This is a genomic window from Pedobacter sp. UYP1 (assembly GCF_040547305.1).
Lineage (GTDB): Bacteria > Bacteroidota > Bacteroidia > Sphingobacteriales > Sphingobacteriaceae > Pedobacter.
In genome coordinates, this window is the sequence record NZ_JBEPPL010000006.1 from 220,354 (window position 1) to 238,263 (window position 17,910).

General features: G+C 42.8%; 4 protein-coding genes and 2 tRNA genes. 4 read left to right on the plus strand and 2 right to left on the minus strand.

Annotated features, from left to right (window positions below):
* Positions 1–2: 2 nt before the first annotated feature.
* Positions 3–1,232: a lipoprotein N-acyltransferase Lnb domain-containing protein gene (locus tag ABIB30_RS14570; protein WP_354303199.1), complete on the minus strand. Its 1,230-nt coding sequence runs from the start codon at positions 1,230–1,232 to the stop codon at positions 3–5.
* A gap of 92 nt (positions 1,233–1,324) precedes the next feature.
* Here ABIB30_RS14570 and ABIB30_RS14575 point away from each other — a divergent pair, with 92 nt between their 5' ends.
* The 3 genes from ABIB30_RS14575 to ABIB30_RS14585 all read left to right on the plus strand — a co-directional run bounded on the left by ABIB30_RS14575 (position 1,325) and on the right by ABIB30_RS14585 (position 2,367).
* Positions 1,325–2,065, plus strand: coding sequence for a CPBP family glutamic-type intramembrane protease (locus tag ABIB30_RS14575; protein ID WP_354303201.1), 741 nt, complete (start codon positions 1,325–1,327; stop codon positions 2,063–2,065).
* Between the two features lie 124 nt (positions 2,066–2,189).
* Positions 2,190–2,263, plus strand: a tRNA-Ala gene (locus ABIB30_RS14580).
* Positions 2,264–2,281: 18 nt separating this feature from the next.
* Positions 2,282–2,367 (plus strand) — tRNA-Tyr (locus ABIB30_RS14585).
* Between the two features lie 279 nt (positions 2,368–2,646).
* On the opposite strand, the gene ABIB30_RS14590 is transcribed toward ABIB30_RS14585, so the two are convergent.
* Entirely contained in the window at positions 2,647–2,934 is a 288-nt protein-coding gene (locus tag ABIB30_RS14590) for a hypothetical protein (RefSeq protein WP_354303203.1), read from the minus strand.
* A gap of 1,659 nt (positions 2,935–4,593) precedes the next feature.
* On the opposite strand from ABIB30_RS14590, the gene ABIB30_RS14595 reads away from it, so the two are divergent.
* Positions 4,594–17,892 (plus strand): CLIPPER-2 domain-containing protein, encoded by a 13,299-nt coding sequence (locus ABIB30_RS14595; protein WP_354303205.1) that lies wholly within the window; start codon positions 4,594–4,596, stop codon positions 17,890–17,892.
* Positions 17,893–17,910: the final 18 nt, after the last annotated feature.

The following is a 17,910-nucleotide window of genomic DNA, read 5'->3' on the forward strand; positions in this document are numbered from 1 at the left end:
GTTTAGTAGAAACGATTGATATCAGCGATGACGGACTCTACCGTATTTACACTTTTAACCTGGTTACCGGCAGAAGTATTGTAGTGAAGAGATAATAGCACGATCAACAAAATCAGAATTGGGAATATAACCGGAAAACTCATCGTTTTAAAATATAACATCACGAATACTACTATACTGGCCAGTAAAATTACTGATAAAGATTTACTGATTTTTTTATAGAAAACCAGCAGATAAAAGGGGTGACACCACAGCAGGTTTAAATTATACTTCACTAATTCAAGACTGGAAAACAGCGACAGGTAAAGCAGTAAAAAACCCAACAAACTGGCCATTGTAAAAACGGCTATAGTTACCCACATCATCAATTTATTTGCTCCGTTCACCTGCTCTATAAATGGGCTGATCAATAGGAGGATTAGTAAAAAACTATAGAGACAGCTGGTTAAAACATTTGGGGAAACATGCTCCTCCTTGCCAGATTTGAATAAAAAAGCAGCAGGGTCAGCCATTTTACGCTTCCGCAATTGAATCTGGTCTAGTCTTTTTTGTAAAGTATCGGGCAGAAATAAGTTGACAGCCTTGCTGGAAGTTATATCTGCCTTGCTTCCTAATAAGACATTCATTCCGATCATATACAGGGCATCATTTGTCAGATAATTACTTACCAGTGTTCTAACCGGATTACCTGTACCCCGGTTAGCGACAGCAAGTGAATAGTCAAAATCAGGGCCTATGGTCTGTGCTAGCAGGTCAACTATTTTTGTTGCACAATTATTCTTTATAAAATCATAATAGTAATATTTGTTGCTTGGTTTGAGTTGTTCATTCAGCAATGAAAAGAGTTTATTTTTCTCTTTTAGCGTCAGGTTAAGTTTTTGAGTAGAAACCGTTTGCTGATCTGTTATATATCCTTGTAAAAAGGAATGATAAGTGGAAACAGATAAAGAATATCTCATTTTTCCGTTAATAAAATTGATATAGAAGTTGGGATCATCAGTATCAAATGTTCCGTAGTTATAGACCAGATCCAGCTGCCTTTCCTGATCTGTGATCCTGACTGCGCTATGGCCAAATAACGCATAAATATACTTACTGGTTTTACTACAGGTGAGGACGCTTACAGTAGATCTTTCTGAAAGTAAAAAAGTGTTTTCTGATGGTAAAGCGGCAACAGCAATCCTGATACATCCCAGAACAAAGACGAGCAAAAGAAATATAAGTTTTCGCATGAGCTGGTCTGTAAGCCTAAATTCCAAGGCAATTTGCATTTATACTGTTAACTCAATGCAAAATATTCATAATTAATTGACATTTTACACCCATGATGTCCTCTCAGAAATATAGTTGGAAAGCTATACTAAGTTATTTTTTCCTGGCTACAAGTATCTCCTTAATTTTCAGGACTTATACTCCCGGTTGGTTAGATTTCCTGAAACTTCCTTATGGATTTGGTTTGAATTTATTAGTTGGTTCTGGCCCTTTATTGGCAGCTGTATGCTTCAGATTCCTTTTAAAAAAAGAGATTACAGTTAAAAAACTCCCTTTATTCGGTACCTCTGTCTGGAAAAGTATCGCATTTGTAGTGGCACCAATACTTGTTTTGACCGTGATCGGCATTGTGAATGACAAGGGATTGAATTTGCACGTTTTAGGATTAAAAACAGGCCTGTTATGGTTGGTCTATATTTACGGAGAGGAATTTGGCTGGAGAGGTTATTTACAACAAATTTTACCAGAAAAACCATTCGTTAATTCATTTGTCATAGGTATAATATGGTATCTATGGCACTTATCATTCATATTTGATGGCTATAATCTTTCGAAGGAACTTATATTTTTACTGGTTTTAATCACCGGCAGTTATATCGCCTTATTAATTACGAAAAGAACCCAGAGTTTATTAACAGCCGTAGCTTTCCATATCTCTTTTAGTGTGATGACAAATATTCCTTTCACAACTGGTTATCTGTATGGAGTGATCACTATGTTGATGGTTTGGGCTGTATTGTTGTTGTTTTGGAAAAGCAAACCCTTAAAACCTTTAAATTCCATATTTATTTAATTTCGTACAAGTCTAACATATTCAACTGATTAATCACCATTATAGCTATGACTATGGAGATAAGCCACAATATTTTCATTATTTAATTTGCATCCCATTCAAATTTAATTACTTTTGCCACCCCGGGGGATTAGCTCAGTTGGCTAGAGCGCTTGCCTGGCAGGCAAGAGGTCAGCGGTTCGACTCCGCTATTCTCCACAGAGAATCAAAGTAATCGGGGGGATACCAGAGTGGCCAAATGGGACAGACTGTAACTCTGTTGTCGCGAGACTTCGAAGGTTCGAATCCTTCTCCCCCCACCACTATTAGTTAAAAAAAGTCTTTCAGTTAACGCTGAAAGACTTTTTTTTTTGCTTCGTAAATCTTAAAAACCCTTTCAATTGTTATGTATCAAGTCCTAAACTTGTGGAACAGGGATTAAATTTATGGTTTTGGATTTGATATTTTTTTGTTCATGCAAGATGGTTACGATTCTTTAATGAGTTTTTTACTTCCTGATTTTATACTTAATTTTTTTTGAACTGAAAGGCGTTCGTAAGGAGGATAATATTTTAGATCTGGGTCCCGAAGAGGTCAATGTTTTATCTAAGGTATTTAGCAAAGGCAAACTGACTGATCCAATTCCTGGAGGAAGGAAAAATTATATTTCCCACACAATGCCGATTTACTTGCGTACACTTCAGATGGTTGTTTTCCTTTACAAGCAGCAGGAACTGCTCTTTGGCGGGAAGATCCTGACTGCTCCACTGTGCCGGGTACATTTTTTTTGAAACGATCTTTGCGCTATCTACTACTTTAAAAATGAAACCGCCCAGGATTCCCTTTAAAAATTTACCATTGAAAATTACCATAACTAGTTGCTTTTCCATAAATGTAAATTATTACCATTAAAGTGCATCATCAGGAGCAGACAATGTCCGTAATTGTCCGCAACTGTCTGCAATTGTCTGTAGTTGTCCAGGCGTTGGTCAAAGTAAAAAATTATAAAGTTTATGAATCTTCAGCTGGTTGTGCTTTGGTTGTGCCTGAGTGATGGTCGGCGTAACACCAGGCTGAAAACAGCCTGGGAGTATGGCAACTCTAAGTCATTTTAACTAGTTGTTTTGACTTGGAGTTGCCATGCTCTCGCGTTACTTCAGCACTGCTCTTACCCTAACGAGTACTCAGGCAGTACTCAGGCAGTACCCGGCCAACACTATAGATGAACACCATGATCTAAATAAAAAATGGTTAAAAAAAATGTACCAGGATATTAAGCTCAACTAAGATGAAGCCCGCCTTTTTTAATGCTCCCCCGGTCTGAAAAAAGCTTACTTTCCAAGTATAGACTTTAACAACATCTATGAAAAAAACCAGAGAAAATTATAATCCGGAAAGACTGGCCAGGTGGAAAACCATCCTTCCCTAACTCCTTTGAGAAGAGATCGGCTAACGCTTCAGCGAATCCTTCAACGCTAAAATTAAAGCTTTGAGAAATTAGTTTAGCGGGCTAAAAAACATTGAATTCTTCCTGTATAGGCTTACTCAATTATGCCTAAAAGCCTAAAACGGAGCCTTGCTCCACAAGTTTTGGCTTTGATCCTTTGTTATCACCGGATACAGTTTACTCTCAACAAATTAATTGTATTAAACTGAACACAAATTACATTTCTAAAAAGGACGATTGAATAAAAAATCAGACAAAAACCATAGCTTACCAGGTTAATCTTTGAAAGAAAAATAAATTTATTTATTTAAAAAAAACAAACTAAAATAAGAATGGTTATCAGTAGTGATAAATTTCAAAAAAATATCATAAAACCGGAATTCCAACGTTTGTTTTCTTCCATTTAAAAACCCAGACCATGTTACCCTTAAATGGAATAATTCGGGGTTTAAAACAGCTGTGCGAAAAAAACAGTTTTTTTTATCGGCTTAACTAAATGTAAAAAACAAGATAAATCACAAGATATTATCAGTTCTTAGCCGACAAAATCAATCATTAGCTAAATCGTTAAATCAATTCTAAAGAAATTAAAAGATTGGGTTTTATCCTGTTTAACTTTATCTACCAATAAGATAAACACTTGCATTTCAGCCTCGTAGCGGCACAATTCTTGATTCGACAATCAATAGACAAGTATTTTGTATAAAAAAAAGTACACAAATAAACGTACTTTTTAAAAAAGATGCTTTTTAACTAATATTTATCTAACCGAATATAATTACCTATTACCATTTCTTTTTTTACACATCTACCGATCGCCTAAAAAAAGCAGGAATCCTTTGAATGCTTCATCGCATCCTAAGCCATTACGAACCATAACGTATCTAAAGCTATTAAAGTATGAAAAAAATCTACATTCAATCTCCCCTCTTCTCTTTCCCGAAAATTCTGACTAAGGATATACACATTAATCAGATACGATTTTAGGATAAACCCTGAAATAAACTTCTGTTAATATCATTTTCCAAAGTATAATGCCATATAACCGGGCAATCGGTTTCGTATTGGTTAATCTAATCTACTACAAGTCAAAAGTTTTACTATGAAACTAATCTACCCTCGAAGACCCTCTTTTTTGAAAATCCGTAATTCACAATGCATAGCTCTTTTTAAGGAAGCGCCACGATATATCCAGAGAAAAACCAGTGTTTATCATCAATTCCAGAAGATTGGATTTCTTTTGTTATTGCTGCTGATCAGCATACAGGCAAATGCACAGTTTACGATTACGGAAAACTTTAAAGGGAGTTCTGCTGCCGGAATAACAATTGGTGGAGATGCAATATTAACTTCTGGTGGTGTAGATCCGGCAAACAATGGCTGGTTAAGGCTTACTCCTGCCGCTTTAACTAAAGCTGGATATGCCTATATCAATCAGTCTTTTCCTTCTACATTAGGAGTTCTGGCTGATTTTGAATATAAAACATGGCGTTCAGATAATCCAACATTCGGAGGTGCAGATGGAATCGGAGTATTCCTTTTTGATGCCACCACATCACCTTTTAAATTAGGTCCTAACGGAGGATCGTTGGGTTATACTGCAACTGCTGCTGGCAATGGTTTAAGTGGTGGTTATATTGGTGTCGGTTTAGATGAGTTTGGAAACTTCTCTTCCACACAGGGAGGGCCGGGACAAACTCCGAATGCAGTTGTATTAAGGGGGCCTACAACAGCAGCATTAGCTACCTCAAATACTTACCGCTCCGGGACTTCTGTTGGACAGATTGGCTACGGTACACTTACGCCAACCCGGCCAACCGATGCACAATTTTACAGAAGGGTTCAGATAGAAATTACACCTACAGGCGTTTTAAATACATTTTCAATAGTCGTAAGATGGACTACGACTCCAAATGGCGCTTTTACTCAACTTTTTCAGTATACTTTAACAACTGCAACCGCTGTACCTCCTAAACTTAAAATAGGTTTTGCCTCTTCAACAGGAGGTGGCTATAACAATCACGAGATCAGAAATCTTATTGTAACTACACCTGGTGGTGTACGTGTGCAGAAAACGGTAGACAAACCCACTGCAAATGTTGGCGATCAGTTAACCTATAGCATCTTTCTAACCAATCAGACAAATGCAAATTTAACAGGCCTGGCATTCACTGATGCGCTGAATCAGCTTCCCGCTAATTTTCAGATCAACTCCGTAGCTTTTAATGCAAATGGTAATGCAAATAGTTCAGCGACCGGATTCACCTCTACCAGCCTCTCATCCGCAACAGTAAGTTTAGGGGCTAACGCTACCGGAACATTTACAGTTACCGGTACGATCAATAATTATCCAACAGGCGGAGTAATCACGAATACAGCAAACTTCAATGTAGGTACTTCTGGCGTCAGTGATCCGGATCAGACAAATGATGTTTCAACAGTGAGTACTACTGTACCACAAAATGATCTTTCCATCACTAAAGCAGTTGACAATGCGACACCGAGAGTAAATACAAATGTTGCATTTACGCTTTCCGTAAAAAATAATGGAACAAATCCGGCAACGGCAGTTAAAGTCACCGACCTGCTGCCTAATGGTTATACCTTTATTTCGAGTAACGGGACTTATAATTCCACCACCGGCATATGGACAGTTGGTAATCTTGCTGCCGGAGCTACAACTACGTTAACGATCAATGCAAAAGTACTTGGAACAGGTAATTATGCAAATACAGCTACAGTATCAGCAGCAGAATTTGACCAGAATACAGCGAATAATACAGCAACGAATACCCCTGTACCGATTGCTCCTTATGACCTGGCCATAGTTAAAACAGCAACGCCAGCAACAGCTGTAGCAGGACAAACTTTAGTTTACACCCTCAAACTAACCAATAACGGGCCAAGCCCGATATTGGCCACAGATGTAATCAATGTAACAGATAATCTGCCTGCCGGGTTCACGCCGGTTTCTTATGTTGCTCAAAATGGAACTTATACCAGCAGCAGCGGAGACTGGACAGGATTAACACTAGCCAGTGGAGCAAGCAGTAATTTAACTATTACAGGTACGGTAAGCCCTACCGCAACTGCGGCTTTAAGTAATACCGCCACAGTGAGAACGCCTACAGGTATAACTGATCCGGTACCAGGCAATAATACTTCTACAATTTCAACTCCTATGAGCCGTGTGTTAGATCTGGGTGTCACCAAGACTTCCAATCCAACAACAGTAGTTGCCGGCCAGGCACTGACCTATACGATCACGCTGACAAATAATGGTCCATCAGGTTTGCTTGCCGCCGATATTGTAAACGTAACAGATAATTTGCCTGCTGGATTCACACCAACTACCTATACCCCTGCCAATGGAACTTATACCAGCACCAATGGAAACTGGACGGGCTTAACTTTAGCTAGCGGCCAATCCACTACATTAAGTATAGCGGGTACTGCCTCACCATCGGCTTCAGGGACATTAAACAACACGGTTACAGTAACACCGCCAACCGGAACTACAGATCCGGTTCCCGGCAACAATACAGCAACAACACCAACTACGGTAACCAGACAAATTGATTTTAGTTTAACCAAAACTGCCAGCCCAAAACCAGCAGTAGCGGGACAGGCTTTAATGTATACACTAACCTTAAAAAACAACGGTGTAAGTAGTTTGTTAGCCAGTGATATTGTAAATGTAACCGACAACTTACCTGCCGGATTTACTGCAACAAGTTATACTCCTGCCGCAGGTACTTATACCAGCGCAAATGGAAATTGGACAGGCTTAACTTTAGCTGGTGGTCAAAGTACAACTTTAACTATCGCCGGAACATTAAGCGCAGGTGCTCCAGCAGGAAACTTAACAAACACTGCAACTGTTACTCCTCCAACCGGAATAACTGATCCGACACCAGGTAACAATACGGCAACCGATATTACTGCGGCCACCAGGGTTATAGATTTGGGAATCGCCAAGACAGCTTTACCAAACCCGGCTGTGACCGGTAATTCGCTAACCTATACCATTACTTTAACGAATAATGGGCCAGGTACATTAGCTGCTGCCGATGTAATCCAGGTTATTGATAATTTACCAGTTGGGTTTACAGCCACAACCTATACGCCTGGCGCAGGAACTTATACCAGTGCCAACGGTAACTGGACAGGTTTAACACTGGCCAGCGGCCAGACTATAACACTGACCATTACAGGAACTTTAGCTGCTAATGCAACGGGTTCTCTGAGTAATACAGCCACAGTGACCGTACCCGCAGATATAACTGATCCGACACCGGGTAACAATATTTCAACGATTACCACGCCAATCAGCCGTGTAATTGATTTGACCGTAGCTAAAACCGCAGCACCAAAACCTGCAATAGCCGGACAACCTTTAACTTATACCATCACTTTAACTAATGCCGGCCCGGGTACTTTACTGGCTTCCGATGTTGTTAAGGTTACAGAAACATTGCCTGCCGGATTTACTGCGACGACATTTACACCTGCCGCAGGAACCTATACCAGTGCCAATGGAAACTGGACAGGATTAACGCTGGCTAGTGGACAAAGCACAACTTTAACAATTACGGGTACTGTATCTCCTGCCGCAAGTGGTTCATTAACGAATACGGTTACAATTACTCCACCTACCGGAGTTACAGATCCTACTCCAGGAAATACCACCACTGATGTTACTCCAATTAACCGTGTTATAGACTTTGGAATTAATAAAACGGCAAACCCTGCTACAGGTGTACCGGGAGAAACTTTGACTTATACCATCACTTTAACCAATAATGGCCCAAGTACTTTACAGGCTGCTGATGTAATCAGCCTGACAGATAATTTACCCGCCGGGTTCACTGCGGATACTTACGCAGCTGGCTCCGGGACTTATACCAGTTCGAATGGAAACTGGACCGGCTTAACTTTAGCCAGTGGGCAAGCTACGACATTAACCATTACTGGAAAAATAGCTGCGGCGGCAACTGGTTCACTCAGCAATACCGCGACCGTGACGCCTCCGGCTGGCATAACCGATCCGACACCGGGTAACAATACTTCAACCACTACAACTAACTTAACAGCGAAACCTGTATTAACGATTACCAAACTGGGTGCCGCAGGCTTAACAGCTGGTAATACGGCAACCTATACGTTGAATATCTCCAATACAGGAAGCAGTAATGCTGTAGGCGCAAGCATCACAGATATTATACCGGCAGTATTAACAGGTGTTAGCTGGACAAGTACTGTGGCTGGTGCAGCTACCATTACGAATGGGGCAACTGGTACAGGAAATAACTTAAGTATCGCTGCGAATATTCCTGCCGGTGCAGCCAACACCATATCGGTAACGATTACCGGCACTGTAAATCCCGCAGCTACGGGAAATGTGAGCAATACCGCTACCGTAACACCTGCTGAACCTACAGGAACAGGAAGTAACTCTACGGTGAACGCTAATGTGACCAGTACTTCCGGAATCGTAATTACTAAAACAGGGCCTTCGGCTGCTACCGCAGGAAACCAGATTACTTACCAGGTAGAGGTTTCAAACAATGGTCCGAGTAATGCAACCGGTACGCAAATTTCGGATATCGTTCCCGCTTCATTAAGTAATGTAAGCTGGACAACACAGTTAACAGGTACTGCAACAATTACCACAGGTGCAACTGGAACTGGCAATACAATAAATGTTACGTCCAATATTGCAGCTGGTACTTCCAATAAAGCAGTCATTATTATCAAAGGTACTATAGACCCTGCTTTTGCCGGGAACATTACGAATACCGCAACCGCTACTCCTGCCGAACCAGGTAGTATACCTGTCAATGCGCAGGCAGTAACAACTGTTAAAAAATTACCTGTATTTACGGTAACCAAAAGCGGACCTGCAACTGCAACTGCCGGTAATGTGATCGTGTATACCATCAATGTTAAAAATACAGGTCCTTCAAATAGTTTAAATACACAAATTACGGATGCGGTTCCTGCTGCAATTATTGGCGTAAGCTGGACGGCCACCGTAACAGGAGGCACGGCTACAATTAATTCGGGAGCTTCTGGAACTGGTAACGCCATTGCTGTTTCGGGTGATTTTGCTGCAAACAGTACCATACAGTTAGTCGTTTCAGGAACAATAACTTCCAATGCATCGGGTACAATTGTCAATACCGCTACAGCTACTCCATCAGAATCAGGCACGGTACCGGTAACTTCAACACCAGTAAATACAGCATTGAGTGCTAAATCAGGACTGACAATCGTGAAAAGTGTTACACCAACAGTCAATTCCGGAAGCAGTATTACTTATACAGTTGAGGTTGGTAATGCCGGCCCAAGTGATGCTTTAAATGCACATGTACAGGATGCTATTCCTGCCAGTATTTTAAATACGGCATGGACTTCAGTAGTACATGGCACTGCTTCTATTGCTGCTGGCGCGACCGGAACAGGAAATACATTAGATGCCACAGCTAACATCCCGGCAGGCGCAGGAAATAAAATCATCTTCACCATTACAGGTAAAGCTAATCCTGCTTTTAATGGTTCGATCTCCAATACGGCTTCGGTAACAGCAACAGAACCGAACAGCCCTTCACCTACTTCTACCGTAAACACAATTGCCAGCAGAACACCGGTACTGTCAATTACCAAAAGCGGCCCTTCATCTATCAATGCAGGAGAAACAATTACCTATACTATCATCGTCTCCAACAACAGTGCATCGGATGCACTTAATTTGACGATCAGTGACCTGGTACCGGCAACAGTAAGTGGAGTCAGCTGGACTGCCTCCGCTACTGGTAATGCACAGGTTATTGGCGCTTTAACAGGAAATGGAAATACGATTGCCCTCAATGGTAATGTCGCCAGCGGAACCGGGAACCAGATTACAATTGTAGTTAGTGGTAAGGTGGCTGCTGGTTTTAGCGGCCCGCTTATCAATACTGCGACGGTAACTCCCGCGGAAGCCGGAACCGGACCTGTATCAGCTACAGCGACCACAAACGTAACCCGTATACCGGTATTAGCCATACAAAAAAATGGCCCGGCCGCTTTAAATGCAGGTCAGGCAATTACTTATACCATTTCAGTTAAAAACATCAGCCAGGCCAATGCCACAGCTTCAGTCATTACTGATGCTATTCCTGCCAGTATACTCAATCCAACCTGGATGACTTCGACTACCGGAACAGCAACCGTCACTGCTGGTGCTACTGGAACGGGATCTGCTTTAAGTGTAACAGGTAATATTGGCGGAAACCCGGCAGATGAAATCCTGATCACTATTTCAGGAACAGTTAATCCTGCAACCACTGCAAATATCAGCAATAGTGTAACGGTTACTCCTGTTGAAACAGGCGCTGTGCCTAAAACAGCAGGGCCAGTAATTACAACGATTACCCAAAAGCCTTCGGTCACCATTACCAAAACTGGACCGGCAACGGCAAATGCGGGTGAGACAGTAACTTATGTGATCAATACAGTAAACAATGGCCCATCTAATGCAACATCTTTAGTGATCACTGACGCGGTTCCAGCAGAATTGACAGCGGTAACCTGGACAGCTACTTCACAGGGAACATCAGCAGTTACTACAGGTGCAACCGGAACCGGCAATGCAATCAGTGTAACCGGAAATCTGAATGCAGGTAATGCCAATACTATTCAAATTACAGTTACTGGTAAATTAAATGCGAACCAGGTCAATACAACTTTAGCGAATACAGCAACGGCAACCCCTGCTGAGCCCGGAATTGCACCTGTACAGTCAAACACAGTAAATACAATCATCGCCAATAAAAATGCATTAACAATTAGTAAAACAGGCCCGTCATCTGTCAATGCAGGTGAAAATGTGGTGTACAATTTAACGATCTCAAATAATGGCCCAAGTAATGCAATGGCGGCTGTCATTACAGATCAGGTTACTGCAAACTTAACTAATGTGACCTGGACGGCTACAGTTACTGGTACGGCGACAGTGACCGCAGCTACTGGTACAGGAAATGCGGTAAGTGTAACAGGCAATATACCAGCAGGTGCAGGTAATCACATCAATGTGATGGTTACTGGTAAACTTAATCCTGCTTTCACCGGCACCTTAATTGCGAACACAGCCACAGTAACACCAGCCGAGCCTGGAAATAACCCGTCAACTTCAAATACAGTGACTACCGGAGTTACCAAAACGACTGATCTGCGCATTCTTAAATCAGGCTCAGCAACAGCTGTTGCCGGTCAGCAGGTTAGCTATACCATTAAAGTGAGCAATACCGGGCCAAGTGATGTTATAGGTGCAAGGGTACAGGATATTATTCCTGCAAACGTGCTGAATCCAGTATGGAGCGTGACTACCTCCGGCACTGCTGCATCGGATTTATTAACCGGGGCAGGTAATGTAGATCTGCTCGCAAATTTAAAAGCAAATGGTCTGGATGCACTTAACATAACAATCAATGGCACACTCGATCCACTATTCAATTCGGGTGCTTCAATTACAAATACGGCGACCATCACTCCGCCTGCCGGGGTTACTGATCCAACACCAGGTACCAGTACAGCCACCACTACAACTTCCGCTTCTGCAAATGTAAGGATTGTAAAATCCGGCCCTGCAAATGTCGGAGCTGGAGAACCTATACAGTATGAGCTCCGTGTTACGAATGCCGGCCCAAGTACAGCGGTAGGAACGGTCATCACTGATAATCTGCCTGCGGGTGTTTTAAATCCAACATGGACGGCAACAGCAACTGGTGGTGCAACGGTATCTGCTGCAAATGGAACCGGAAATGTGAGCGTGACTTCTGATATACCTTCAGGCACCGGAACAGTCATCGTAATGATCTCCGGAACAGTAGATCCAGCATTGACTGACGGATCGTCTATGCCAAATACGGCTACAGCAATCAGTACCATCGCAGATCCGGAAACAACAAATAACACGGCGATTTCTCCAACTACAATTACGAACTCCCCTGATTTCAGGGTATCTAAATCAGGCCCTGCAACGGCAAATGTGGGTGATCCGATCAGCTATAAAATAGTAGTTACAAATTCCGGAGCAGGTAATATCATCGGGGCTCAGATAACAGATAATGTGCCGGCGAGTGTAAGAGTTACCGACTGGACGGCTAAGGCTCTTTACGGTTCGGCAATAGCCGGAGTGCCAAATGCGGTCGTTACTGGTACAACCAATGCGATTAGTATTCCATCGGCCGATATAGAGGCAGGAACATCCAATGCGATTGAAATCATTGTGAATGGGTTTGTAGAGACGAATGCACTTCCGGTATTTACCAATACGGTGACAGTTATTGCTGGTAATACCCGCGCAAGTTCTGTAACTACCTCAGTCAACAGTTCTACAGATGTGCATATCGAAAAACAAGGTCCCCAATCTATAGCAGCGGGAGATAATATCTCTTACACGATCAAAGTATTTAACAATGGTACTGTTGATGCTACGGGACTGATGATTAATGATGTAGTACCTGCAAGTGTAATAGTGAGCGACTGGACTGCGACTGTTGTAGGAACTGCAACTATACAAACAGGATTATCTGGTAATACAAATACAATTCAGACTACAGGTACTATCCCTGCAGGTGATAATAGCAATTATATACTGATCACTGTGAATGGTAAAGTACCTTCAAATACGCTTCCATCGTCAATTAATAACGTAGCAAATATAACGCTTCCTGCTGGTTTACTTGATTACAATATGGCCAACAATACCTCAACGGCTACTACAGTAATCACGAATAATCCAACTTTACAGGTGTCAAAAAGTGGCCCTCAGACTGCGGTTGCCGGCGAACAGATCCATTATATAATCCAGGTAGCCAATAATGGACCAAGTGATGCCTCCGGAGTGACCATCACTGACCCGATTCCTCCACAGTTACTTAATTATACATGGACAGCTACAAGTTCAGGAACTGCCGTAATCACCTCTACTCTTGCTACAGGAACGATGACCCCGCCTGCGGTTACTGCAAACATCCCGCAGGGCGCTGGTAATCTCATTACTATTGATATCACCGGAACTGTAGACCCGGCATTTACAGGTACCTTTACGAATAATGCGCAGGCACAAATTGGTGCAAATCCACCGGTAGTATCACCGACAGTTAGTACTGTAGTCAGCAAAGTTACCGCATTGAATATCCGCAAGTCGGGACCAGTGTCAACAAGCGCGGGTCTTCCGATAGTATATACTATTGAAGTAACCAATACAGGCCCTAGTAATGCTTTGGCGGCAGCAATCACGGATGCGATCCCAGCTGTTTTACAAAATGTGCAATGGACTGCTACTGCCAGCGGCGGCGCTTCGATTACTTCGGGTGCTACCGGAACTGGCCCGGTCTTAGCTGTAGAAGCGGCTATTCCAGGCTCAGGAAATGCAAAAGTCTTCATTACAATAACTGGCGATATTCCATCTGGAGCAGCAGCCGATCTGGTCAATTCTGCAACAGTTACAGAACCAGGTAATCCAGCAGTGGTTTCTAATGTAGTTACTACAACACTAACTAAAACTCCGGGACTGGTTCTGGTAAAATCAGGTCCCGCAACGGCGGCTAGTGGAGAAAAAATAACTTATACGTTGAACCTGACAAACGTAGGGCCATCTGATGCAACGAGTACTGCTGTAACAGATGTGGTTGATCCAGCGATTAAGAATGTGCAATGGACAACCATTGCGAGTGGTGGTGCATTGATCAACTCAGGTGCGACTGGCACAAGTAATCAGGTCGTTGCAAATGTCAATGTTCCGGTTGGTGGTACCATTAGCGTGACCATTACCGGTGATATCGATCCAACTTATAACAACAGCCTGACCAATACGGCTACGGCTACACCAGCTGAACCAGGCATCACTCCGGTAACTTCTACGGTTACAACTGTGGTTAAACCAGTAGTAAATCTGTCAATTACTAAAAGCGGGCCGGCTACTTTATTGGCGGGTGAAGAAATCAATTATGAAATCCGGGTAACCAATAGCGGCCCGAGTACAGCATTGAATGCTGCGATTTCGGATGTCGTTCAAGCTGATGTGGTTGTTCAGCAGTGGTCTGTTACCCAAACAGGAAACACAGTGATTACTGGTCCAGGTTCAGGGACGACAAATACAATTGCAACCAATGCCAATTTAACAACTGGTGCAGGGGATGCTTTAATTATTGCGATCAAAGGAACAGTAGCACCTTCATTTAGTGGTACGCTAACTAATACCGCTACAGTAACGGCGGTTGAAGATCCATTGAATCCGAAAACATCGGTTCAAGTTGTGACAACAGTAAGCAGAAAACCTGTGATCAAAATTGTTAAAACCGGCCCTGCTACTTTAACCGCAGGTGCAACGATTAATTATCTGATCACTGTCAATAATGAAGGTACAGGGGATGCACTTAACCTGGATATTGCTGACAATATTCCAGCTGTGCTGACCGGCATTAACTGGCAGGCGACTGCTGCAGGAACCGCAAATGTGATTACTCCGGTAACTGGTGGTACTACTGCTAATATTGCATTAAAAGTCAATGTACCTGCTGGAGCTGGAAACACCATTAACATCACAGTGAGTGGTAAAGTTCCTGCAGATAATAGCGTGTCACCTTTGATCAATACAGCTACAGCTACACCTGCCGAAGTTGGTCTGCTCCCTCAGACTTCTACGGTAAGCACTGTGGTGAGCAGAATTCCTATAATTGAAATCACCAAATCCGGCCCTGCTCAGGCAACTGCGGGAACTGAAGTTGAATACATTATTACAGCTGTGAACACGGGTATCAGTGATGCGCTGGGTACACTAATTACCGATGCGGTACCAGCAGCACTGACGAATGTAAATTGGGTTGCAACACCTGGCGGGGCAGCCACTGTAACTGCGGGTGCTACCGGTACGAACACTAATAATATAAGCGTAACGGCTAATATTCCAGCTGGTAATACCAATATAGTTACGATTCGTGTCACAGGGTTCTTGCCGGCAACTGCTACAGCGAACCTTCAGAATACAGCAACTGTAACGCCTGCTGAGCCAGGTACAACGCCACAAACTACACCTCCGGTAACAACAACGGTTGATGTGGTAACTGATCTGGCGGTAACCAATACGGTTAACCAGGCTTTACAAAAAGTTGGTCAGTCAGTAACGTTTACAGTTCAGGTAACCAACAATGGCCCAAGCAATGCTTCGGGGGTTAAGGTTACTGATCTGCTTCCTGCTGGTTATAGTATAACCAGCCAGTCGGCAACTACCGGCACTTATGATCCAGCTTCAGGATTATGGACAATTGGCAATTTAGCTAATGGTGCGGCAACGACCTTAACTATCCAGGCTAACCTGGCAGCCACAGGTCCTTACCTGACCACAGCCGTGGTATCAGGAACTGAAACGGATCCTTTACTGACCAACAATACCGCTTCGATCGGTGTAAATACAGTCAATAGTGATCCGGTTGCCAATCCAGATGTGAACACTTTACCCGAAGATCAAACGCTGACAGTAACTGCAGCAAACGGTTTATTAATAAATGATACAGATATAGACAATGATATATTAAGCATCAGCAAATTTACCGTCGCTGGTATCACAGGTGATCAACTGGTGGGTACTGCAGTACTGATTGCAGGAAAGGGAACCATCACTATCAATACTGATGGTGGATACACTTTCGTGCCTGCACCGGATTATAACGGAGCTGTACCAGTCATCACTTATACTGTGATTGATGGAAAAGGTGGCATTGCAATCAGTACTTTAACCTTAACGGTTCTGCCTGTTAATGATGCCCCTTCATTTGTGAAAGGCGCTGACCAGGTATTGTTACAGTATTCGGGAGCACAAACAGTTCCGGGATGGGCAACAGCAATCAGTGCAGGCCCGGCTGATGAGGCAGCACAAAAGCTGAACTTCATAGTTACCAATGCAAACAATACATTGTTTACAACTCAACCAGCGATTGCCCCTGATGGTACATTAACCTTCACTCCTGCTGCTGGAGCAATTGGAACAGTGACTGTAACTGTCATCCTTAAAGATGACGGTGGAACAGCCAATGGTGGTGTGGATCAATCTGCCCCACAAACTTTCATCATTACCCTGACTCCGGGAAATTCAGGAATGACCCTGACTAAAGTCGCTAACAATACAGGTACTAAAACCGGTGACGTAATTACTTATACTATTGTGGCAACTAACACAGGTAATGTTATTTTAAGTAATGTTGTAGTGAGAGATCCGGGAGCAGATGCAGGAAGTATTATTCCGGCAGTTATCCCAACAATCGCCCCTGGAGCCATTGCAACGGTAACAGCGAAACATACCTTAACCCAGGCAGATCTGGATAGGGGTACTTATAGTAATCAGGCAGGTGCAACAGGTACCGATCCATCTGGTAATCCGGTTGATAAACCAAAATCTGATGATCCGGATACTCCTGCTCCTGATGATGCCACGGTTATTGTGATTGGTGAGAAACCTACGCTTACTTTAGTAAAAACAGGGGTATTTAATGGCAACCAGATCACCTATACTTTCACCGTGAAAAACACAGGTACAGTTACTTTAAATCCGGTTACTTTCAGTGATGCAAAACTAGGAATAAATAACAGGACAATAGCTGTGAGCGGCGGTCTTGTTCCGGGAGCAACAGCTTCTGCGACCGAAGTTTACACACTTACCCAGGCTGACAAGGATGCTGGTAAGGTAACCAATACAGCAATTGCCAAAGCAAAAACTCCAGCAGGCAGCGAGGTCACTGCAATCTCCGGAACGGATGGAACCAACAATACTCCCACTGTTATTGTGGTAGATAAATCACCTGTTGCCGTGGATGACAAAGCAGAAGCCAAGGCTAATACAACAATTGTAATCGACATTCTGGCCAATGACAATCCGGGCAATTCAAGCTTTGATAAGTCTACAGTCGTTATCGTTACCCAGCCATTACATGGTAAAGTAGCGGTGAACAGTGATGGTACAGTTTCTTATACGCCAGATCCCGGTTATTCAGGTCCTGACAACTTCACTTATCAGGTAAAAGACAGGTACGGCTATGTAACAAATGTAGCTTCGGTGGCCATCACCCTTAATTTCTTCGAAATCGCTATTCCAAATCTGTTCACTCCAAACGGCGATGGTACCAATGATGTCTTCGAAATACGCGGGTTAAACCAATATGGCGACAATGAACTAAGTATTGTTAACCGTTGGGGCAATGAGGTATTCAGACAGAAAAACTACCAGAATACCTGGAGTGGCGAAGGACTGAATGAGGGTACTTATTATTACCTGCTGCGTGTGAAACCTAAAGGTGGAAATACAGAGTGGCAAGTATTTAAAGGGTACATCACGCTGATCCGCACCTTTAAGAAATAAGACAGTAAAACACCCGGG